The following is a 21732-nucleotide window of genomic DNA, read 5'->3' as shown; positions in this document are numbered from 1 at the left end:
ACGAAGGAAGTATAGACGATGACTCAGACGAAGACGAAATCAGTATAAAATGTCATACATACAGTGGTTGGGAGTCGCGCTGCTGCTCTTTGTAGTTGATCTTCTTTTGACTATCCCAATGCACCTCTCCTATCGTTTGATCGACCGGTTCTGGCTAAAAGCAACTCTAAGCACAATCGTAGTGCTGATTGTAGCTGCTTATATTGGACTTCCTTTTGGTCAGGAATGGGAAACCATAGACAATAGCGTCGCGTTAAATGGAATCCTGATGTATGGGCTGGTATATACGGTAATGTTCATACCTGCATCTCTATGGAATGGAAGGGTCCACGGAGCCATTGGTACAGGCAGTGCCCTGTTGTTTCTGTTTAGCTTCGGGCTGACATTCGTCGAGGACTACGTAGGAGAACAAGCTCTTAATCAGGGATTTGTTGGTGAGTACGTTCAACCAACTCTCTGGCTAACTATCTTCTTTGTTGGAGTGCTCGCAGCCTGGTATCGCAACGATACGAAGCCATTGAGCCTAAATTCTGACAAACAAAGTGCCACAGCGGCCCTATCAACTTCGGGCTCTGAAGCGAATGTCGACTCAACGGGTATGGAACCACCAGAAAAATCCGCCACTGATGCCCGAAAGAGCCCGCCCAAGCAAGTATCAATAACTCCAGCGTCAGTAGAGTTAGATCAGTTATCCTACGATTGGCGATACTCCCAGACCACGTTTGCGGATATCGGCGGGTACTACGATGTGAAAGAGGCGCTGAATCAGCGTATTCTAAAGCCGCTGAGGACCACACTCGAAGGCGATGATCGATACGAGCGATTCGGAATCCAGCCGTCTCGGGGGATCATGTTCTACGGGCCGCCGGGAACAGGGAAAACAATGTTCGCTCGGGCACTCGCCGGCGAACTCGGGATTCCCTTCGTAGAACTGTCACCGGGAGATGTCACTAGCAGATGGGTCAACGCCAGTACTGAACAGATTCAGGTCCTGTTTCAGGAAGCGCAAGCGCTGGGCCCCTGCGTGATATTTATCGATGAAGCGGAGCATCTCTTCGGCGCACGTACTCTCGGTGACGGGACGATTCATGCAGAGGATCGCAAAGTGACCTCGGAATTCCTTGTCCAACTCACGAAAGAGAATCGCGAAGCGATCGTTGTCTCAGCTACGAACCGTCCTGCTGATATCGACTCAGCAATACTCCGTCCGGGTCGACTATCGGCTCACTTTGAGGTCGGCCTCCCCGACGAAGAGGCACGTCATGCCATACTGAACGTCCATCTCGCTGCTGTTCCATCGGAACTCTCCGGTGAAGACCTAGCCGAACTCGCAAGCCACACTGCGGGACTCACCGGAGCGGAATTGAAAGACATCATCGAAGATGCGCGGAGAAAGGCAGCTGAACGCGATGCGGAGTGTGTTGAGCGAGAGGACTTCCCACCGAATGAGGAATTAGAGGAACTCTCCGATATGAGGAATCACGACATCGAGGAGCTACCCCGTGTTGACGGAAACGATCCGATTGGGACTAGTACGCCAGACACCACGGATATCGATGCGGAAGACTTCGAGGACTCTGGACAAGGCACGCGCGGGTATTACTGATACGGCGATTCGTACGGTGTTACTGGAGATTGGATATTGCACGCCAGATTATTTTCTCACTCTGTTCTTCTGAATCGTCTGTTAGAATGAGTGTGCGTATGGAACAGCGGAACTGTCTCAGAGACCGCGTATCTTGGATGAGCTGCGGCACACAGAGCGCGTTTCTCGTAGCGACCGAACCCGAATCAAGTCAGTAAAGGACGTTCACTGAGCGGCCAGGTCGTTCCGTCCACGGAGGACTGTGTTCCGCAGCCGGGGCAGATAATGGGTCAGGTCTGTGGTCGTGAGGATGCCGACGATGTCGCCGTCATCGGTAACCGGGAGCCGCCGGATTGAGTGCTCTTTCATCATGGCAGCGGCGGCGTGGATATCTTCTGTGCTGGCGATTGTGACGATTGGCGTACTGAGAAACGTGTCCACAGTCACGGTGTCGATATCTGCCCCTGCTGCCACCAGCCGCATGAGGTCGGATTCCGTGACGATGCCGCTGTACTGGCCCGTCTCGGGTTCGACCACGACTGCCGAACCGATATCGTGATCCGCGAACAGTGTGGCTACCTCACAGGCCGTCGTCTCTGGCGGAACCGTTTGAACCGACTGGGTCATAACATCACCGACAAACTGGTCAATCACACTATCTATAACTCATCTGAACAGTTAACCCTGTCTAGTGAGGAGACACAGTGACCAGTTCGGTCAGTGAATACGCCGTCAGAACGGTGGTTACTGTGCCGGTCGCGACTCCTGTAGCGGTCACGCTGTAACTGGCAGTACTGGGTCGGTCACCGGACTCGGACACCGTCCAAGAGGCTATAGTGGCGGGATTCACTCCTCTCGGTCGCCGTACGTTTCCTCACCTAACCCAAAGTCGGACCCATACCCGTTCCGTTCGAGGTAGTCTTCCAGTACCTCCTGTACCGCCCGGCCGAGGTCGTCTAACTCGCCGTCTATCATCGACACCGTGCTCGACTCGAGCGACGCAGTCGCGTCTCGCTCCCGCCAGTCGTCCGAAATCCGTGGCGCGTCGAAACGAAGCCGGTCTTCGGTCGGGTCCCAGTAGAAATCGAGCGCGTGGAACAGGTCGAGCTCACTGACGAGTCGAAGATGCTCTTCCTCGAGGTTCGTGTACTCAGCCCATTCGTTGAACCCCTCCTTCCACGCACCCTCCTGGAGCAAGTCTTCGAGGTCCTCACGGTAGAAGTCCTCCGACCCCAGCGTCTCTTCTTGCCACTCGAACTCGCACGGCATGCCCCGGTTCGAGAGGTCCGGTGGGTCCGGGACCTCAATGTCGAATGCCATACCAAAAGTTGTACTACTGACATGATAAACCCCGTACCAGTTCCACACGGGACGGGCGCGTCTCACGAGAGTATAGTCGCTTACTGGCCAGTGAGAGGACCCGTCCCGATCACGCGTGACAACAGTCATCGAAACGGATGCCCGGGGTTTCGGTCTAAATCCCGAGCCACTCATCGTTCCGAGCCTGGTATCCGTTCGCCCGGCAGAACTTCGCCGCCTGTCGGCGTACTGCTCGGGACGACAGGAGCCGTTCTTTTTCACGAATCTGCTCGACGACCCAGTCGCTGATTGTTTGAATCCTTTCGTCGTCGGCATCGATCGCTTCGAGTTCTTGGAACGTCATCTCGTACGCTTCCCTTTGCTTCCGATAGCTCGATACAACGAGCCCCGGTTGGCTAATTTTTATTACACCGCCTTAGGTACGGTCTCAGTGGGACACGGATCTGAGGTCAAAACCCCCTGATAGCTCCCGACCTCAAATCCGAATCCCGTGTGTCTTTGGCTGGACGTTGGTTACGTTCAGCCAGTCGTCGACGTCGTCAGCGGTCGGTATGAAAGAAACTCACCACAAAACGTATATCGGGAGTCGAGAATCTTTCCCGTGTGGGCGACGGTCTCCGCGAGTTTCACACCTCCAACTGTCCAGTTGCCGGGACCTCGCCCAACTGCATCCCAGCCGGGTGTTGCCCACGCCCGGTTTTCTGATACTCGTTTCGGGGGGTGACACTGGTGTTACGGGAGAATTTATTTCGTCCGCAAGTAATGTGCAGGTGCCGATTGGATAACGGCTGTCAGAGGCACCTGTGGCTGGCCTATACATCAGCCACCGTTTCGAATCTCAAGACTGCAAGCTGCTCAATTCTCCCAGAGTGTTTGGATACGCCCCTCGATAGCATCAAGAACCGTAGAGTAGACATCCAGCGGATGGCGTGATGACAGTGACAAGTCGGTAGCGTCCACTGCGGTTGGTGGTTGGTGGAAGTGCAGTCGTGCGTTGTGTGGGTTCGGATGACGGTCCCAGCGACACTCCCATCGGCTTTCATCCTCGTGTGTTTCGACGTAGTGGAACGAGAAATCTCCCGTCGTGAACCAGCGAATGTCGAGTCGAGCCGCTACGACGCCCTCAGGATACTGTCCCGCGTCAACTAACGCGTGAAGCAGACGAGGCTCGTAGCTGTCGGGATCGAATTTCGTCTCGGCAATGAGTGCCTCAGTTCGAAGGTGCCGGGCCAGGAGTTGCAGCGTCTGTCGGTCGGGTGGACCGGGAGAACCTGAATTCGGTGTGGTTGGGTCTGGCCCCATCTATGCCGGGATGAGGTGCCCATCGTTCTCTGCGAGCTGGCGGGCGAGTTCGTACAGTCGAATATCCCGAATAACACCGTGCCACTCACTGACTGCAGTCATCCGGTCATGAATAGCCTCGTGACTGTCCTGGTCGTAAACGCTCACAGCAGTTGGATCGGTAGCGTCAAATTCATCTTCATAGTCGGCCCGTTCTTCTTCCAGTTCACCTACCCGGTCGATAATCTCCTCGACGGTCAGTTCGTCAGCGATCCGGCTGGCATCTTGCCATTCGAGATACCCCTCGTTGCGTTCGTACTGGACAGGCCGGCCGTCACGGTTCACACTGACGACACCCATCTTCGCTAGTCGATCAAGATGCTTTTTCGCAGCGTTCGGAGAACAATCTGCGACGTCTGCAATCTCGGCAGCGGGGGTGGGTGACGTAATCCCCATAGCGACATCGTAGACACGACTGAACGTATCCTCCCCCTGCTGCCACCGTCGTTCGGTGGCTGGTGACTCTGGCGCCGGATCAAACTCCGTCATAAGCATGGATAGGGTACGAAGCGCAATATATCTTTGTGAGAATCAGATATGTGCGTTTTATCGAGCGATACACCTTGGACGGAGATGAGACCTAGTCGCTAGCGATAGGAGCGCGGTACGGGCCGGGCTCGTTCATCACAAGATAGTCGAAGTGAGCAGTCCGGGCGACTAATCGGGGTACGTCGGGTTCCAAGTCAGTCGTCAACGAACCAGCGAAACCAGGCTCTGTGAGATAGATGTAAAAAGCCAATTCGACGATCGCGTGGACAGCGTACAGCATCTCAAGAGAGTTGACGCCGGGAATGAGTCTATCCTCAGCGAACGCGTCCATACTGGGAGAGTCTGCTGAAAGGCCACCAGGCATACCACTCCCCAACTCGGAGCTCCGAGTTGCGAACGGTTCCTCAGCGAGCGAGTGCTGCCATGCGGGGTCGACGACGCAGAGAAATTCATCGAGTATCGTCCGGACGAGACTGCCGCTCGCGAGTATGATTTCATCGAATCCAGGAGAGTGGTCCGTGAGAGCTTGGGTCGGCCCTTTCTTGGGTTCAGAATGAGTGTCGATGTGAAGATGTTTCGAGGATTTCGCTTTGTTCGCGAGTTCTACAGAGAGGAAGGTGCCACCCTGTGCGGTCGACAGCGCGAGCTGGAGTTCATCGAGGGCTTGAGAGACCACAGGAATGTACTCTTTCGAGTAACCCAGTTCGCCAATAGCAGCGTGGATCGAACTGAGTGTGACTGGGCTGTACTTAGGCGTATTGCTGGGGGTATCGACATCTGATGACCCGTCGTTTTGGGAGGGTGTAGTCATCTACGGAGGGTAGTTACGCCGGCATGGAATATGAACTCGCGCAGTGTTCGAGTGTCACACTTGGAACCGTAGTGTGAAGTTTCTGTTTGAGCGGCTGAAATATCCAATCGAGCACCCTCCGTGTGCGATATGTATTATCGGATAGAACACGCTCTTCATAGTTACCCCACAAATACAAAGTGTATTCGCCTCGTGGGGTAACTATGGCAGAGAGGCCCCCGACTCCGGATCTTCCGAAGTATCTTCGCGAGCCACTCGAGAAACAGTCCCCGGAACGGCTGGAAACGGTAGCGGCCTACGCAAGTGACCTTGCCGAGTGGAAACGAGAACAACGAGAGGCAGAACTGGAACAACGTCGAGCTGAGGAAGAAGTAGATGAAGAGGTGCTTGAAGAGCTTAGTGAACGAGATATTTCGACCGATTCCGAGGACTACAGCGATGTTCCGGGTGGAGCCTACATCACGGTGAAGACTACAAAAGAGACTGGCGATAAGTCGTACCGATATTTTTACTGGCAGTGGCGAGAGGGCGATTCGTGGAAGAATGAGTACATTGCCCCGGTTAACCCCAAGTGAAGATTGTCGATGAGTTTGGAAGCGATGACCCCCTCCCCCCGTCATCGATGTGTAAATCACCAGTGAGGGATGGGTAGAGGCGACAGAACAAGTAGTCTCATTCAGGTAGAGAGCGTCTAACGCTTGTGATAGTAAGAGAAGAAGGGTGTAGAAAGACAGTCATCCACAGCGATTGGCCTCGTTCGATCAACTGGAGATATACTCCAGTTGACACTCACTCTAGGTCCACTGCGGATTAGGTTAACTCGGGGGTCACATAAAACTTCGTCAGACTATAGTCATAAGTTCTAGAGAAGTTATTTATAGAGTGTGAGGACCTCTCGCCCGTGTTTGCGGCTGTTCCCTCCGTTTTCCTCGATTTTGTCTTCTCCCCCCGCCCCCTTCTCACGGTTTTACACATCGATGACGGGGGGAGGGGGTTGCAGTATCAACTCGAGGTAATTCTTCAGGGACCTCTCTCCTCTCTTTTGAATGAATGCATCCTACAGAATCAGTAGAATCTAGCGAGAGTGCTTGCCACTATAGACGACCTGGACTCTGTATTCAATCATCACGATCTCCCTTGTCCGGTTTCGTGGAATCAGTCACTGCATCGAAATCAGTTACACTTCGATGACGGGGGGTGGGGTCAGGAACTTACACATCGACGGCGGGGGGTGTGTCCCTACTCGAACTTGATGAAAATACCGTCCCTCAGTCTTGGTGGAACTCTTTGAGTTGCGCGTTAACCACCGTTCGGAGTAGTTCTCCTTGGCCAACGATGCCCTCTAAACGAGTATCGTCGGTGACTCGATCCATAATCCCCGTAGGGTCACCCGTGAAGGTGAACTCCATGTACATCCCCCCGCCGCGGCCTCGACTCTTCCTCGATGTCGAGATGAGCCCGTACGTAGAAAGTTCTTTGACGTACTTGACATACGTCTCTCGAGTCATTTGATCCGCGTCGAGCTCATCAGTAACCCACTGATACACTTTGAATCCAACTGGGCTCGGAACGGAACTGCCTGAGCGCTTCGAATAATGTGCGACGGCGGCAGTGGCGTACAGCGAGATCTTCTTCTGCGTCGTGAGCCCCTCCACGAGTTTCAACGAGCGGTCCTTATCGATTTCTTCCTGGGATTCTCGGACGTGGTGTTCGTCGACGCTGTCCTCACCACGCTCGTCGGCGAGGTCGCCGGCGCCACGGAACAGGTCAATTGCCTTCCGAGCGTCCCCGTGACTCTGCGCTGCAAAAGCAGCGACGAGTGGAATCACGTCATCAGAGAGGGCGTCTGGTCGGAAGGCATCGCGACGATTCTGGAGTATCTCGCGCAGTTGATTAGCGTCGTAATCTGGGAAGTAGATGTCCCGTGGGTTGAACGAACTCTCGGCTCGGCCGTCGATGTCCTCCATGAATTTCGGGTCGTTCGTCAGCGCTGCGACGGATACTCTGCCCTCTATTTCGTTCGTGTTGCTGGCCCGTGAGAGCTGGTAGAGCAACTTCGAGTAGGCGGGTTCGTCGTTAGCGCGGCGTCCGACCAGGAGGTCGATCTCGTCGAGGATGAAGATGACCGAATCGTAGTGTTCGTTGATGAGTTCGTAGAGACGTCGGTACTTGCGTTTCGTCGACACGCCAGTTTCGGGGACGCCCACTTCTGCGCCGACGTCTTTGGCGACTGTCTGGACAAGTTCGTAGACCGCTTGATCGAGCGTATTGATCGGCTGGCAGTTGATGTCGACAACACCGAAGCTCTCGCCCTTCGATTTGCAGAGCTCGACAATTTGCTGGGTCACAGCACCGATAATAAGTGACTTTCCAGTACCGGCGGGGCCGTAGAGGAGCATATTCGGCGGTCGGTTTGCTTGCAGTGTCGGCTTCAGGAATGACACGACCGATTCGAGCTGATCGTCGCGACCGACGATTCGCTCTTCGTCGATGATGGTGTCGGGCTCGACGAGATCACGATTGACAAATACTGACCCGTTACCCTCCTCGTTGAGCATATCCCGAATCGACTGCTGTGTACTCTCGCTAGAATCCTCTTCAGAAAGACTGAGGGATGCGTCGTCGGCAGCGGGATTATCTTCAGTGGCGTTGGGCTTCTCCTCTACCTCTGATTGCGTTGATTCCCCTTCCAACGTAGATTGGTCACTCCCACCCTGATTGCTGCCGGCCATACTCCTGCTGTGTGACGCAGGTACTAAAAAGATCAACCTCCGTCGATGTATATCTCTCCGCCTCATTTGGGCTATCCCTCATATTTGCCAATCTGGAATATCTGGGCTCTGTACCGGTAACGAAGTACATTGCTGTGGTTCACCCCCCGTTCTCGAAGTGTAACAGCGAGTGGATTGGCTGGATTTGGATAACGCTCTGATATTGTCGTTCAAATCATCTGTCGGCCACACCCCCCGTCATCGAAGTGTAAATGTTGACTCTTGCGTTTAGATATTCGGTTGAAGCGGCAGGGAAATATGTCGCCAGAGCCGCTAGCGAATAGTACAATCAACCTATTTCATGCAGAAACTGTGGCGTTTCAAAAATAACACTGTGATAGTTGGTACTAAGCCCTCTTGATTACTACCGTGACTCTCACCAGCACTGTATTTCACCGGAAATCCGGTGTCCCCCTTACCACATCTCAACAATAGTCTCTCAGTCTCCTCGTAGTCGTATCAGCGAGCTCCCGTCGAATATCTGTCCGATCCCAACCCTTTGGAGAGAGTATACTCTCGACCGCACGAACGAGCTGTGTCTCGTAGTACTCGGGATCGTATTCCTCAATCTCTTCATGAGCTAGGGCGACACGGTCCCGAGATGATTTCTGATCGTCGACGACCACGTACTTGATGTCCTGTCCCGGATGGACGCCCAATTCCTGATCTCGTGCTCGTTTGAGCGCGGCCACATTCTGCGTGTTCTGGGTATACCCTTCCAGTGGTTTTGAGACTCGATTCCGTTCGACGAGTTGGTCGGCAGCAACCTCTCCGGAATGCAGGCTCGCAATCGCGGCTTTGAGCCGGCGGATGACTGCGTCTGCTGACCGTGTCTCATCAAGCACCTCTATACACTCCCGTTGTACCCCTTCGATGAACGGCGGTGTCGACCGCTGGCGAGCTTCGATGCCACGGAGCTTGAACTCCTCCTCGCCGCTGACTTTTCCAAAGTACTTCGTCAACGCGCCGGCGTTGCTCTCTCGCTGCGGGACGAACGCCACCCAATCGTAGTGAGCTTCGTACTCGAGGCGAATCTCGACTTCCTCAGTAATGTCCATCGCGAGCGTTTCGAGGTCCTCGCGGTACGCGTTGTCGACGTCTGGATCGGGCGTGACCCAGATTGAGTCGACGATACCATGGACGACGCGCCAGCCGCCCGCCTCCAGGCGCTGTTTCGCCAAGAGCAATATCTCACGAGCGTAGGCGTTGATCGCTTCGTGGCACTCGATACGACCGAATTTCGCGTTACTGAACCCTTGGTAGCCGAAGCACGCGACGAGGATCCACTTCAGCGCTCCCGAGCGCCCCTCGAGTTCGTCGAGGCACTTTTCGTTGGGCTCGTCACGTTGGCGTTCTCGACGGATGGCCGCCTTGATCTCGTCTCGGGCGTCGATGATTGGCTGGAGGACGTCGACGAGGTAGCCACGCTCGTCACAAATCGAGTACCCCAATCCGGGCACATCGCCACGGTCGCTATGGCAGTCACAACGGATGACGTCTGGTGAGACGTTTCGCGTACAGATGATATTCGGGTAGAGACTCGAAAAGTCGAGTTCGTGAACATCCTCGTGAAAACCGACCTCCGGCGCGAAAATGAACCCGCCGCGGTCGGCATCGTGCAGCGTGCCCATCGGCTTGAAGAATTCGTGACGCCAGGAGTTCCACGGGACGAGCACGCCGCGGTCGTGGGCTTCACAGATCTGAATCGCTGTGAGAACGTTCCCGATAGATGCCCAGGCGAGTTCTTGGACGGGCTTTTTCGAGCGCGACACGAGGTCGAGGACACCATCGAGGTTCGTCTCTCCGTAGAAGAACGTGTTCGACTCGTCGATGATGGCCCGGCCCGGAACATTGTACCGTGCTGGTGAGTGGCCCACTTGGCCGTAGCTGGCGTAGGTCGACGCACCTGCGAGTTGCTGGTAGTCCACCTCCGGCCACCGACTCAGCGAGAAGTCGTCGACGCCGGTGTCTGTTGCCATCTCGTACAGCGTCGGGACAATCTCGCTGGTTGAGCAGACCAGGATGTCCGGATCATGTGCTTCGAGCGCCCCCTGGACGGCGGTCAGGATATCCGTCGGCGAGCCGGTGACGGTGTCGCCGGCGACGGACAGCTCTCCATAGATATCGTTGCTCGTTTCGGTCACCGGGACGCTGAGCCGGAGCGTCGACAGCTCGCTCGCCGGCGTGGGATTGACGCCCTTCTCCAAGCAGTACCGGAACTCCCGCGAGAAATCAACGTTGAAACAGGCGAGATCTCCGATAGGGTAATCGGACAGCTGGCGTGCCTGCCGGGCGAGTGGAGTGACGCGGTCGATCTGGGCGGCGTCGACGGCGAGGACTGTCTCCTCGCCTCGCCGAAAGCCCGGCCGTCGCGCAACCATCTCGGTCGCGACGACGTCCGGGTGCTGGTCGTACACCGACTGGAGTGTCGTGAGGTCGAGGTCAGTCTCTGGGTCGCGAGGGGCGACGTAGAAGCGAGGGGTGTAGTCATTGCGCTCGGTCGCGACGGCGCCGTCGTCGGTTGCTTCCCACTCCAGGACGCGGCCGTCGTCCAGAAAGTCGATGGTGAACGGCATCGTCACGAGTTCGAGTCCGGTGGAGCTGTCTCCTGGTCCTCGCTTACTGCGACCGCGGCTTCGAGTTCCTCGAGACGCTCTTCGTGGTCGTCGAGGCGGGCCTCTTGTTCGAGATTGATGCTAAGCAGCGCCGGCAGCAGCGGGTTCTGGTGGTTCAACAGCCCGCTCGCGTCAGCATGCTCGCGGGCGTACTCGAACAGTCGGTCGAACCGGGGCTGGTCGCGACGCCGCAGTGCCCGGCGGAACTCCGCCCAACGTTCTTCGATGGCCCGGAGAGCGTCTCGGTACGTTGGGTTGGTGCGCCCCATCGCTATCGGCCTCCTGTCCCGGTCGCGGTCCACGCATCGAGTAAGGGGTCCGCGGTGGCCGAAACCGTCTCACCGTCGGCTGTGACGCCTGTCCCGACGCCCTCCTGGGTCGGCGTTGACGGCGTCGCCGGTTCCACGCCGACCTGCGTGGCGCGTGCCGCGAGCAACTGTCGCCAGTAGGCAAACGTCGTCTGGTAGTAAGCGCCGTCGACGACGGGGTAGAGGAGTGTCTCGAAGTCGTCGCCACTAATTTTCGGTCCCATCCGGGTCTGCTCGCACTCCAGATAGTGATCAGCGGCCGTCTCGACCGGTGCCGCGAACTCGTCGCGCTTGCTTCGGGTGACCAGAACGGGGATGTCGTACCCCTCAGCATAGGTCGCTAGCTTGGCGAGCGCTCGGGCTTGGAGCGTCTCGGCGTGTGCCTCTCCAAGGGTATCGTCGGCACGGTACTGTGCATCGATGGCTGGGGCGACGATGAGCGACGGCGTATACGGGGATGTGTCCTCGTCATGACCCGTGGACTGTTGCCCTCGCAGGCTGTCCTCTGTCGTCGATTCCTGAATACAGTGGTTCACTGCCGTCGGGAGATCACAGACAGCGCCGTAATGTTGGGAGGCGGTGAATCCGCGTGCAACGTGGATCCGGTCGAGCAACCGTTGGCTGGGAGCGATTCGTGAGAGCGTGGTGGTCGTGGCGTGCCCGTTGGCGTCAACCCAGAAAGCGGGCCCGTCGCGCATGAGGAGATGATCGAGGATTATCGACTGCAGGATAGGCACGCCCCGACTGCCGTCGACGTCCAACAGCGTGATGCCGTCCTCAAGTGAGGGAAGTAGGATGTCGTCGCTCGCTGTATCAGGTTGGCTGGAAATGGACCGATTCCGGTCAGCTCCTCGCGTTGGTTGCTCAATTTCCAATCGATTCGAGGGTGGGTGGTCTGACATACGTGAGTAGAGGTCCACGGATCCGATAACCTGCGGCGTGTAGCTTCCGTGTTTCAGGAAACCGACCGGAGCAATCTGGAATAGACCGTTGTACCCGGGATTTTGAGTGTCTCGACCGCTTCCGCGAAACTCTCCGGAATCGGCTGTGAGTGTATTAACCAACAGAACGGGTCAAACCAGTCCGACTGTTGGTTAACGAAGCAACTCTAGCGTCGAATCGCTGCGTGAGACTCAGTTAGCCGGCGAACTGACTGGTTCGGTGACGACGGAATACTGCCGGTCTCGGCTTGTCCCCTCGGCTTCTAGGAGGTTGTACTGAACCATCTTCGAGAGGTACGTCCGAACGGTCCGTTTCGTTCGCGGCTCGTCGACGGCGTCGCGATAGCGCTCGTGGATGGCTCCCGGTCCGAGGGGACCATCCTCGTGAACGATTTCGTAGACGGATTGTTGGTGTGGTGTAAGTGAATCGAGGCTCGTCTGCCTAATTTGTGCCCGGGCGTCATCCGCAGCGTCCAAGAGCATTTCGTCTGTGATCGTCTCTTGTTCCTCTCTGTCAGCCTCGCTAGCGGCAGTACGGAGAATCCCTATCGCGAGACGGGCGTCGCCGGCGGCCGCGTCGGCGATGCGATAGAGCTGATCGTCGGTGATAACATCCTCGTCGAGACCCCATTTCGCACGGGCACTCAGGATGTCGTAGAGTTGCTCGTCGTGGTACTTGTCCATCCGGACGTGTTCGCTGGAGCGGAGTCGGCTTACGAGCCGGTCGTCGACACGGCTGAACAGCTCCTCTTCTTTGTTAGCGATACAGACCAGCGCGAACTGCTCCAAGCTGTGCAGGTCGTAGAGGATGCCCGGATCTTCCAGCTGGTCGACCTCGTCGAGGATGATCACCGTTCGCGGTCCATCGTACTGTTGGATCCGGTCGACAAGTTCGTCGTGGGGTGTGGACTGCCGGTGGATATCGATGGTCTGGCCGAGGTCGTCGAGAATCTGATACAGCGTTCGGAATCGGGTGTAGTTTCGCCAGCAGTTGACGTAGGTTGTCTCGATGTCTAGTACCTCCTCGCGGAGTCTCTCGGTGACAAATTTCGAAATGCACGTCTTCCCGGCACCACTGGGGCCTGTGACGATGGCGGTGTCGGCGGGTTCCCCGTTCGTAATCGGCTCCAGAACGCTGGAAAGGTGGTTCAACTCGGCGTCGCGATGCTCAATTTCCTTCGGTATGAACCCCGCCCGAAGCACACGAGCATCGCGAATCATGGATTGATCAGTAGAGTGGTTTTCTAGCGCGGTATATAATGGTGGCTGGGTAGTTTCCGGAAATTGGGGTCTCTAGTTTGTTCTTATCGCCAACTCTGCCGTTGTCATGCGGTTCTGTTTCCGGTAAACCGTCGCTTCCAGGATTTCCGGAAAGGATGCGAAATGTCAAGAATGCAGTCCCGATTACGGCGATAATCTCGACCAGACTTTTCTTGACATATTCTGTTCCATAATACTGGGAAAGACATAGTTTCGGGTAGCCTCTGGTTCCTATCCGGCGGCTCATTTGTCGGCCCGAATTGGGTAAACGGGCGTATATGAAATGCCCGGGAGAACACAAATATCAGGGGGCTGCAGTGGCCCCGTCTCCAGGGTCGTGAGCAAGCGGTGAGACGACGAGGTTGTCGTAGGGGAATACTGGCTTCTTTGCCCGTCCGACTGCCTCGAAGCTGATGACGCCAAGTGCTTCCAGTGTGGTCAATTCTTTGTGTACGTTCTTTTTGTCACGACCGACCAGTCGTGCTGTCTCGCGAATGCTTCCGGGTTCTTCGTCTCTGATCACGCGCAAGAGCGTGTACGTCCGTTCGTTGAACACGTCGGTCAACTGGCTCTCGTTCGGAAACCGGACAGTAGCCGGCCGGTCGAGGTGTTTCCCCTCTTTGAGTGTCTGAATCGCTTCGAGGCCTTCTTCGTACGGATTGGTCTCATCGTCGACCGTGACTACGAGTACGTTCTGTTCAGTCATTGGTATCACCGTTGTCGTCGGATGGACCGAATCGTGGCTTCGGAATCTCGTCCCAGAACCGTTCGTAGAGTTCCTCGATGCCGGGGAAATCTACGAACTCGGATTCTGGGTCGGGAGCGACGTGTAATTCATGGCCTTTCGTATCCTCGTGTGAGTTATCGTAGCGACGGATCGTTCCGTCGTCGAGTGTCTCTGGACCGGCGGTCAGCGCTCCGTAGTGAAGCGTGTACCGCCATCCCGATGGATAGGCATTGTCGTCCGTCCGCCGGATTGACACGCGAATGACGGTCCCATCCTCGTACACTGTAGCGTTATCGTATCCATCGAGGTTGTCGGCCGTTGGTTCCATCCGGTACTATGTTGGTTTCGTGGCCAACGGTAAAGGAGTGTTGGTTCCTCAAACAACGCAATAGCTGAGGGTCCAGCACACTGCGACAAGTACGACCAATATTCTAAGGACCCATCATACCGCTGGTTCCAGATCCGAATCAACAGGAATCGCCACCATCGTAAAAATTTTTACATGTTTTCTAAGCACCGTGCAAGATGGTGAGCGCGTATCGATCAAGCTATTCCGCTGAAACAGCCAGCGGAGAATCGCCCAGTCCAGCCTTTGAACACGGCATTGACGACTAACCGAAGCCACCTACTACTCGTGGCTTCGGGGACCCACCGGTATCCAGGACTCACTGAGTGCGATTCAGACGGTAACCGGTTCAGTGGCGAGCGACTAGAACCGAGACAGTCGCTGACTGGATCACGTCGTCTGTCGTGCTCCCGAAGAGTTGTTCTGAGAGGGTCGAATCTTCACTTTCTCCAATCACGATAAGATCGATCCCGTTCTCGTTGCTGTATTTTTGTATTGCGTCCTCGGGAAACCCCTCGAGAATGGCCCGCTCTGCTGAAACACCAGCTTCGTCGGCCATCTTTTCGGCTTGATTCAACGCCTCTTTCGCCTCCTTGTCGAGCGTTTTGGTGAGGCCGTCTGCTATATTACCGACACCGGATGCAGCCATTTCCGTTCCGACATCGACAACGTGCAGGAGGTGGACTGTGGCATCCGTACCCGACGCGATTTCCACTCCCTGTTCCAACGCAGTTGTGCTCGCATCGGACCCATCCGTCGGGATCAGGATGTCGTGGAACATGTCTATCTGTACCTTCCGAACAGCAAAAAGAGTGCTGCGAAACTCTGTGAGGGGCCTGTAATTGGTACGTATAGGACTTGCAACTCGCACGAGTACCCTGACACCATTCAGATTTTTCGCAATTCCTGCTGATAGATGTCTCCGTACTGATGGCCGGTCTGCTCACATGTGCATGCGTCAATAATGAGGAGTATCTCTCTGTATGGAGTATAAATTGATTCAGTCGAGTACGTCTTCGTCCGTATCAAGCGGATCTTCGAGATCGCCGATGATTGTCTCCAGTAGATCGGTTACGGTTACCAGTCCGACAGCAGTACCATCCTCAATGACAAGTGCGAGTTCCTGCCGCTCTGCCTGGAACTGGTCGATAGCATCGCTCACATCGGTATCAGGCGATAGTGTCATGGTTGGGGCTGCCAATTCAGTAAACTCGACGTCACCAGCTGACAGTTCTTCACGACGTTTGAAGAGAGCTGGACTGTAGACGACACCACGGAACTCGGTCAGGTCTTTGCCTACAAGTGGATACCGAGTGTGTGGATGGGCTTCAAGTTTCTTGAAATTCGAGTCGGGACTGTCCGCAATCGATAGTGCCACAATCTCCTCGGGCGGAATCATAATCTCACTGACTGACTGTTCGCCGATAGTCAAAGCGTTCATAATCTCTTCGCGCCGGTCGTCCGTCGTGTTAAGATAAGGATGAGGCGGTCAGAGTTTCGAATGCTCTATGTCCGAAATCGACCGCCTCATCGGAGATAGCGGCTGGATTGATTTGGAATTTGTGGAGCGCGAGCGGACACCCGAGCAGATTGTTGAAGTGGGTATTCAGTTGCATCTGGCTGGCTTATCACTTTCGAATACCAAACAACATCTTGAAAGGTTGGGTGTCCAACGCAGTCGAACCGCCATTCATAATTGGGTGCAGAAAGCAGAACTACAGCCCACTGGCACGAGATCGTCGAATTACGTTGCGGTGGACGAGACCGTAATTCAGGTCGGGACCGAGCGCTACTGGCTGTACGCCGCCGTCGATCCCAAAACCAATGAATTTCTACATTTACGTCTGTTTCCCACGACAAATTCAGGATTAACGCTCGTGTTTCTGCGTGAACTCCGCGAGAAACACGACATCAACGATGCAACGTTTCTCATCGACGATGCCGACCACCTCCAAGCGGCACTGTCGAGACTTGGACTCCGATTTCATATTCGTCGTCACGGAAATCGGAATAGCGTCGAACGTGTCTTTCGTGAAGTAAAACGACGAACCTCTTCGTTTTCAAATACGTTCAGCCACGTCGAACCGACGACAGCAGAATCATGGCTTGAAGCCTTCGCTGTCTGGTGGAACCGATGCCAAAGTTAACACGATGCGGTCGTCAGCCACGTCACCTTCCTTAAGCACTGAGCCAAGCCGATTACGAAGGTCCCCCCGTGTCTCGATGACTTCTCGCTCTGTTTCAGTCCAGGCTTGAGTCATCTCGATACCAAACAAACCCAGTGTTGCCTTAGCAACAGAATCACCGACCCAGATGGCTGGGGCGAGTATCTTGGCGAACCAGTATAGAGGCCGCGCACCGTACCCAGCGACCTGTTTGGACCGTTCGACACCGAGGTACGTTGGCGTCTGTTCGCCATGCGTGAGGTGGACCAGGTTAATAAGGAGAAACCCAAGTAACGAGCCAGCCCCGATTGATGCGAGTGTGGTGTTTGCAAACAACGGTTCGAACAGTGCTGCCAGTCCGGGCTCGGCAATGATCCCAAGTGCGATACTTGTAGCAGAAATCCAGACTTGACACGTTGTTAAATAAAATTCTAGATCGTTAGTCATCTCCCACGCGAGTTCCAGTCCGGGTGTGTTGAACTCTGACTCAGGATACTGCCTGACACGGGTTAGGGCAAATTCGATTGCGACAAAGTATGCGTTTACCCCAATGAGAATGATACCCCCAAGAATCCGTAATCCGATCTCAAGCGGTTGCATTGCCCGGCCGTACCAACAGTAGACAAAAAATAGTATTCATCGGCCGTGGTGAATCGCCAGACATAGCTTGATTTCACTGTTTTAGCGATTGCTTGATGTTGTGAACCGCACACATCAGAACGAGTTCACGAAATTCACCGTACCAGGTTCGCGCACGCACGGCGTCGCCGAGCGTGCGCTTGATCGTGGAGAAGACGGTCTCACACATGGCTCTCTGGCGGTATCGCGGCTCATCGATTCGCGCGTTGTGCGCGTGATCGATGGGCCGGAACTCTCGATGTTTGATTAGCGGTCTTACGCCCTCTTCGCGGAGTTTGTCGCGTAACTCCATCCAGTCGTACCCTTTGTCGGCAGCGAGGCTGGCGAGGGCGCCCGCGTTGCGGCGGGCGACCTGCCAGCCGAGCTGCGTGTCGTGGCGTTTCTCAGTCGTACAATGAACATCCAGAATTGCTTGGCTTTCCGTGTCGACGAGAGCTGTCGCTTTGAGCGTCTGAACCCGGTAATTCGTCCGCCGACAGTAGTGCTTGCTAGCGTTTTCTCTGTCGAAGAACGTTGCATCGATAGCGGCGTGACCGGATGGCTCGTGCTCCTGCGCCGAGAGGCGCAGCAGCACTCGCCAGAGTGCTGTCTTGATTCTATCAAACCACTTGACTAGCGTCGAGTGATCGGGGAGATCGGCCGCGTCGAGGCCGATCTCCCCGAGTATTTGTGGCATCTCGCTCAGCAAATCAAGTGCTTCGCGGTAGGATTTTTCCAGGTAAACCCGCAGACAGTGCAGCGACACCACCGCATACTCGGCGAAGCCGCCACCCCCTTCGGGGGCGGCGACTTCACCTCGCTCACCAACAGCATTTTTAGCTAACTGGACCGCTTTCTGCGTGAAGTGATAAATCTTAGACATGAACCATCGGCGGTTTCCCGCTTCAACTTTCTAGTTCTGACGGTCGAAGTCGACGCTATACAGCGATTCACCAGAGCCTATTCATCTCAAAACAATAACCCGGCAAAACTATAGAGAATAGTACTTCGATTGTCACCGACTCACTGCTGGCGCAGTGGGCTTGTTGGTGGCCTCCCGAGTTTCGCGCTTCCAGTGGAACACCCCGTACCTAACCGGTCCAATATTGCGCTATTCGGGATGGAAGCAACTTGTGGCGAACGTGGACCTTGGCTATCGAGCTGGACCGCTACGGACTGGCGTTGAACTCCCCGTATTTCATCCCGAAAAAGAACGCGATGACTGAGAAGACGATCATCGAGGGCAAGACCATCATGAAGACCGTCGAGGGAGTCATCACGGACGTGAGCGCGACTGTCGCAACGGCAACAATCACGACGAGCGGGACCACTGAGGGCAGGAAGTCAAATTCCATACTTGTACTTTCTACTGGATAGAAAAAGATTTTAGGAAAACAAATCTATAGAATAACTAGTCGAGTTGTACTATTGTGGGGTTCGCAGTGACTGAGCGCTGCATTGAACCGCTTTATTCGTCATGCGGTTAGTGAAAGACACTGAGTCACTCGAGAAGCACGACAAGTCTTCTGAAGAGTGCTGCCAGCATGAATTCGCGAGACACACGAGCGCAAATCGAATACAGAGAGACGGAATCCGGACTCAGCGAGATTGAACTGCAGACACCGCTCTACTAAAGAGAGTTACCACCGCTAATTAGTGCGAGGCACACGAGCAGGTATCGAATAAGCAGATATGGAGTCAACAGACAGCTCCCACAGAGCTGACTTCAGGATCAGTGGGACGAACCATTTGGTCCGTATGCGTGTGAGTTGACCACACTGCTGCAAATCAGGATGCAAACACCCCTAACCTGTATGGACCAGTAATGAGGTGCTCCGACCTTGTACGCTAGAATAGCATAGTTATGCAGCCAAAGTATACGTACAAAACAACTCTGTGTCAATTTCGATGACACGAAGACAATCTTCTCCAGCAGGGTGGATCAGGTCCACGTTCCCGACAAAAACCGTCGCTGGTGTGACGGTAGTTTATAATAATGAGAGTTACAAAGCGCAGTACTACTCAGTTGAGTGGCTTACGGAGACATTCGGTGACCACATTGTGGCGGCTGAAGACCCGCGGCAGAAACTCGCGGAAGAATGCGAGCGTCACGGCTACTCAGACCTACGGGAGTTGTTTACCGTCAAATAGTTGTAAAGATATCTCATCTCCGAATCACACTGAAAGCGACAGTCACGATACTGACCGTCGGTCTGGTCGGTTGGTCGCTCCGCGGGGAGTACGACCGGACATCGATCTACTACATACCAGACTGAGCGCCGGGCTCGGGCTTGCCTAGGCAGGAGGAAGGCGAGCCTCCTATTAATAAACCCAGTCGCGAGCCCGCTGTTCGTTCTCGAAAACCTTCGTTTCGAGCCCCTCGATATTGCTCTCGAAAGCCATTCCCTTGATTTTCTCCTGGAAATAAATGGCCCATCGGGTCGCCCCATCCACGGCCGCCTTATTAGCCCCGCGCTTGACCTCTTCGAACAGTCCTGAGCTCAAGGGCTCCTCGACACGTAACAGTGTGAGTACGCTTTCAACGTGGGTCTGTCCGGTCGCCACGAAGAACTGCTGGTTAATTTTTTCACCGGTTTGCTGGTCGAATTTGATGTTTTCTGGCAGCTCGACAACAACAGTGTTGTCCTCGATGCGAACGTCCCAGTTCTGCACTGACTCAGTGGCAGACATGTTCCTTCATAATGACTGTAACAAACTGAGTGTTTTACCTAACACATTTTATATATTTCCCAGATTTGCACGCTAGCGCCAAAGAAGCCGGCTATCAGCGTGATTCTCTGTTATAGTAGATTTTGAAAATCAATGCACACCCAACCGCACGATAGCGGTACGGTCGGTGTGTAACTTGTTTCAATTGTTAATATAGCTACCCTCTGTCATGCGCCTGCTTCGCAGCGCAAGTGCAGTTGTAAGGAGAGTGCATGCGCCGTCCAACAACGGCTCCCCTCTTTCTCAATTCGTTTCAGTAATTGTGTAAGGGATATAGAGTAAATTCAGCAAAATTTAATAAATTGTTCGGCATAGCGTTGCCATGGCCGAAACGACACTTGATACGATAGACGAACTGCTAGAAGGGGCGTTTGATGACATCAGTGACCCGGATGTACGATATAAACTCCGAAGTGCCCGACAACTGCTTCAAGTAGTTCAACAACGTCATGAGACTCTCGACGAAGCCATCGATGATGCTGTCAGTGACGAGCAGATTATGAGTAATCTCCGCAACCTCGGCTATATTGAGTAATGTCGCACTGTGCCGTGACTGCACGGGTAGCTGGTACCAACTTTACTGTCTATCCGCTAAGGGCTCTATATACGAACGGCTTTCGAAACTTATCAATGTGTAATAGTGTTTGTGTTCCCGATTGAGAGTGAGTCGACACAGTAGTACAGCTCTTTTTACAACGATAGTGAGACTTATCAGTAGAAGAGTGTAACGTGGCAATATTAGGAGTTTTGGGAACTCTCAAGAATACCACTGGCGTACATACCAGGTAGCAATGTCCTCGGTGTTGGCTGACTTCACTGCCCGGTTCAACGTCGAGGCAGGCGAAATCGACGCCCCGGTTCAGGGACGGATTGTACTCGGAAAGAGACAACTGGTGCTGGCGGCAAGCGGCGACCAGAAAGTGACAATCCCCCTCTCGTCAGTAATCGATATCTCACCGCGGTCGGTTCCTCAAGTGTTTGACCCAATACCAGGCACGCCAGTAAGCGTTGCGTTCAGGCAGAACAGCGCTCATGCGGTCGCACTCGTTGCGGCTGATGAATCCGTCATTGAGAAATTCAGTACAGTACTATTCAAAGCTATACTGAACGGGACCCGTGCGACAATTAAACATCCTGCCAAACTTGGCGGGCGCGTCCTCGATACTGACTTCCGAGGTGGCCTTCTCAGTGCCGAGTCGGGCGCAGTCCGTATCGAAACCGAAGACGGACCGGTTGTTGTTTCTCTGGACACAGTCACTGATTTCAGCCGTGAGACGCGCACTGTCGGCGGCCAGGACCGACCAGTACTAATCGTTGACCATATGCACAACGGCGACGCGAAGACGACGATAGTGGCTACCGAATCGACACGTACGCTCTCGATTCTTGGTCGGTTGCTCCGACGCGAATACGAGAAGCATATGGCAGACCTGCGGGAGCTGTCGCTATCTGAGACCGACACGGAAGTATTGACGACGATTTATTCGACTAGGGACAGGGATATTTCACTCGCTAATGTCCTCGAGGTCGAACCCGAGAAGGTCAAACATCATCTCCACAGTCTTCACCAAGTAGACCTGATTGAGTCTGGCGCTCATGGTCCGGTCCTCACCTCAAAGGGACAAGTCGTCGTCAACCACTATCTTGAACGTGTGAACAAGTGATGCGCAAGGTTGTTTCTGGAGATAATCCGTGACACCCGTAG

Annotated in this window: 21 protein-coding genes and 3 pseudogenes; 5 read left to right on the top strand and 19 right to left on the bottom strand. The window is 54.7% G+C overall.

From position 1 onward, the window contains the following. Positions 1-49: 49 nt before the first annotated feature. Complete coding sequence (locus tag DVK00_RS18455; RefSeq protein ID WP_121578199.1) at positions 50-1606, top strand: 26S protease regulatory subunit; 1557 nt, start codon at positions 50-52, stop codon at positions 1604-1606. A gap of 204 nt (positions 1607-1810) precedes the next feature. On the opposite strand, the gene DVK00_RS18450 is transcribed toward DVK00_RS18455, so the two are convergent. The 6 genes and pseudogenes from DVK00_RS18450 to DVK00_RS18425 form a co-directional block, all read right to left on the bottom strand. Continuing rightward, positions 1811-2239 carry a cyclic nucleotide-binding/CBS domain-containing protein gene (locus DVK00_RS18450; protein ID WP_199722486.1) on the bottom strand — a complete coding sequence of 143 codons (429 nt, stop codon included), beginning with the start codon at positions 2237-2239 and terminating at the stop codon, positions 1811-1813. 192 nt (positions 2240-2431) lie between these two features. Further along, on the bottom strand, positions 2432-2854 hold the full coding sequence (locus tag DVK00_RS18445; protein WP_121578243.1) for a hypothetical protein: 423 nt from the start codon (positions 2852-2854) through the stop codon (positions 2432-2434). A gap of 205 nt (positions 2855-3059) precedes the next feature. Next, a pseudogene (locus tag DVK00_RS18440) lies at positions 3060-3266 on the bottom strand (hypothetical protein); the annotation flags it as partial. Positions 3267-3760: 494 nt separating this feature from the next. Next, entirely contained in the window at positions 3761-4207 is a 447-nt protein-coding gene (locus DVK00_RS22490; protein WP_121578198.1) for a hypothetical protein, read from the bottom strand. Then, a complete protein-coding gene (locus DVK00_RS18430) occupies positions 4208-4735 on the bottom strand; it encodes a winged helix-turn-helix domain-containing protein (RefSeq protein WP_121578197.1) in 528 nt (175 codons plus the stop codon). It lies immediately after the preceding gene. Positions 4736-4826: 91 nt separating this feature from the next. After that, entirely contained in the window at positions 4827-5546 is a 720-nt protein-coding gene (locus DVK00_RS18425; protein WP_121578196.1) for a hypothetical protein, read from the bottom strand. Between the two features lie 203 nt (positions 5547-5749). Here DVK00_RS18425 and DVK00_RS18420 point away from each other — a divergent pair, with 203 nt between their 5' ends. Next, positions 5750-6121, top strand: a complete 372-nt coding sequence (locus DVK00_RS18420) for a hypothetical protein (RefSeq protein WP_121578195.1) — start codon at positions 5750-5752, stop codon at positions 6119-6121. A 693-nt stretch (positions 6122-6814) separates the two neighbouring features. Here the strand turns inward: DVK00_RS18420 and DVK00_RS18415 are convergent. The 9 genes and pseudogenes from DVK00_RS18415 to DVK00_RS18375 form a co-directional block, all read right to left on the bottom strand. Then, positions 6815-8104, bottom strand: a complete 1290-nt coding sequence (locus DVK00_RS18415; protein WP_121578242.1) for an orc1/cdc6 family replication initiation protein — start codon at positions 8102-8104, stop codon at positions 6815-6817. 638 nt (positions 8105-8742) lie between these two features. Beyond that, complete coding sequence (locus DVK00_RS18410; protein ID WP_121578194.1) at positions 8743-10893, bottom strand: type B DNA-directed DNA polymerase; 2151 nt, start codon at positions 10891-10893, stop codon at positions 8743-8745. 2 nt (positions 10894-10895) lie between these two features. Beyond that, positions 10896-11201: a hypothetical protein gene (locus DVK00_RS18405; protein WP_121578193.1), complete on the bottom strand. Its 306-nt coding sequence runs from the start codon at positions 11199-11201 to the stop codon at positions 10896-10898. Between the two features lie 2 nt (positions 11202-11203). Next, the gene (locus DVK00_RS18400) at positions 11204-12142 is read right to left on the bottom strand and encodes a hypothetical protein (protein WP_121578192.1); all 939 of its coding nucleotides are present in this window, start codon (positions 12140-12142) and stop codon (positions 11204-11206) included. Between the two features lie 231 nt (positions 12143-12373). Continuing rightward, on the bottom strand, positions 12374-13402 hold the full coding sequence (locus tag DVK00_RS18395; RefSeq protein WP_121578191.1) for a Cdc6/Cdc18 family protein: 1029 nt from the start codon (positions 13400-13402) through the stop codon (positions 12374-12376). Positions 13403-13745: 343 nt separating this feature from the next. Next, a complete protein-coding gene (locus DVK00_RS18390) occupies positions 13746-14147 on the bottom strand; it encodes a hypothetical protein (RefSeq protein ID WP_121578190.1) in 402 nt (133 codons plus the stop codon). Continuing rightward, entirely contained in the window at positions 14140-14496 is a 357-nt protein-coding gene (locus DVK00_RS18385; RefSeq protein ID WP_121578189.1) for a DUF6516 family protein, read from the bottom strand. Before DVK00_RS18385 ends, DVK00_RS18390 begins: the two co-directional genes overlap by 8 nt. Positions 14497-14863: 367 nt before the next feature. Next, complete coding sequence (locus DVK00_RS18380) at positions 14864-15295, bottom strand: universal stress protein (protein ID WP_121578188.1); 432 nt, start codon at positions 15293-15295, stop codon at positions 14864-14866. Between the two features lie 219 nt (positions 15296-15514). Continuing rightward, positions 15515-15979 (bottom strand): annotated as a pseudogene (locus DVK00_RS18375) (CBS domain-containing protein); the annotation flags it as partial. Between the two features lie 43 nt (positions 15980-16022). Here DVK00_RS18375 and DVK00_RS18370 point away from each other — a divergent pair. After that, positions 16023-16661 (top strand): IS6 family transposase, encoded by a 639-nt coding sequence (locus DVK00_RS18370; RefSeq protein WP_121578186.1) that lies wholly within the window; start codon positions 16023-16025, stop codon positions 16659-16661. 6 nt (positions 16662-16667) lie between these two features. Here the strand turns inward: DVK00_RS18370 and DVK00_RS18365 are convergent. From DVK00_RS18365 to DVK00_RS18350, 4 genes and pseudogenes are all read right to left on the bottom strand, one after another. Then, a pseudogene (locus tag DVK00_RS18365) lies at positions 16668-17279 on the bottom strand (CNNM domain-containing protein); the annotation flags it as partial. Positions 17280-17352: 73 nt separating this feature from the next. Continuing rightward, entirely contained in the window at positions 17353-18180 is an 828-nt protein-coding gene (locus DVK00_RS18360) for an IS5 family transposase (protein ID WP_121578185.1), read from the bottom strand. A gap of 286 nt (positions 18181-18466) precedes the next feature. Then, entirely contained in the window at positions 18467-18652 is a 186-nt protein-coding gene (locus DVK00_RS18355) for a hypothetical protein (protein WP_121578184.1), read from the bottom strand. A gap of 967 nt (positions 18653-19619) precedes the next feature. Then, complete coding sequence (locus DVK00_RS18350) at positions 19620-19988, bottom strand: hypothetical protein (RefSeq protein ID WP_121578183.1); 369 nt, start codon at positions 19986-19988, stop codon at positions 19620-19622. A 361-nt stretch (positions 19989-20349) separates the two neighbouring features. Between DVK00_RS18350 and DVK00_RS18345 the strand changes: the two genes are divergently transcribed. After that, on the top strand, positions 20350-20562 hold the full coding sequence (locus tag DVK00_RS18345; RefSeq protein WP_121578182.1) for a hypothetical protein: 213 nt from the start codon (positions 20350-20352) through the stop codon (positions 20560-20562). A 256-nt stretch (positions 20563-20818) separates the two neighbouring features. Next, positions 20819-21691, top strand: coding sequence for a CheF family chemotaxis protein (locus DVK00_RS18340; RefSeq protein WP_121578181.1), 873 nt, complete (start codon positions 20819-20821; stop codon positions 21689-21691). The last annotated feature ends 41 nt before the right edge of the window (positions 21692-21732 follow it).

The sequence above is a fragment of the Haloarcula sp. Atlit-47R genome, assembly GCF_003665985.1.
GTDB classification, from domain to species: domain Archaea; phylum Halobacteriota; class Halobacteria; order Halobacteriales; family Haloarculaceae; genus Haloarcula; species Haloarcula taiwanensis.
Note: the sequence above shows the minus strand (reverse complement) of the source record. Positions and strands in the feature narration are given on the sequence as shown.